Source organism: Psychrobacter sp. 1U2, from assembly GCF_051847575.1.
The window spans coordinates 1-590 of the sequence record NZ_JBPYDC010001495.1 but is presented as its reverse complement, the minus strand read 5'-3'; the positions used below and the strand labels follow the sequence as shown (position 1 = coordinate 590).

Annotated in this window: 1 protein-coding gene; it reads left to right on the top strand. The window is 46.6% G+C overall.

Going from position 1 to position 590, the window contains the following annotated elements; all coding sequences use genetic code 11:
* On the top strand, positions 1–590 hold a 590-nt coding region (locus ACS8FD_RS22815; RefSeq protein ID WP_439277535.1), incomplete at both ends, for an RtcB family protein.

Genomic DNA, 590 nt, shown 5'->3' with positions numbered 1-590 from the left:
ATGGCAGTACAAACTACTCCAACCGCAAACGATTTGCCAGATAGCTTGCTTGGTCTGCGTACCGAACTAGAAAAAGCCATTCCACATGGTCGTAGTAAAACGCGTGGTCGCGGGTCACGCCGTGATGTTGGCGCATGGGCAAACCCTGATGATACCGTAATGAACGGTTGGGGAACGCTGGTTGATGACTTTAACTATATAACCCAAAAGCACCCTAAGCTTAAAAACACCAATAACCTAAAGCACTTGGGTACGCTGGGTACGGGTAACCATTTTGTCGAGGTGTGCCTTGATGAAACCAATCAAGTTTGGATCATGCTGCACTCAGGCTCACGCGGTGTGGGTAATGCCATCGGTCGCTACTTTATTGAGCTGGCACGTGAGGACATGCGCAAGTGGTTTATCAACTTGCCAGATAAAGATTTGGCCTACTTTGCCGAGGGTACAGAGCATTTCGATGATTACTGGTTTGCCGTTGGTTGGGCACAAAGATTTGCCTTTAAAAACCGTGAAATCATGATGGAAAATGCTATTAAAGCACTACGCAATATTGTTACCAAACCCTTCAATGCCCAAAGAAAAGCGGTGAA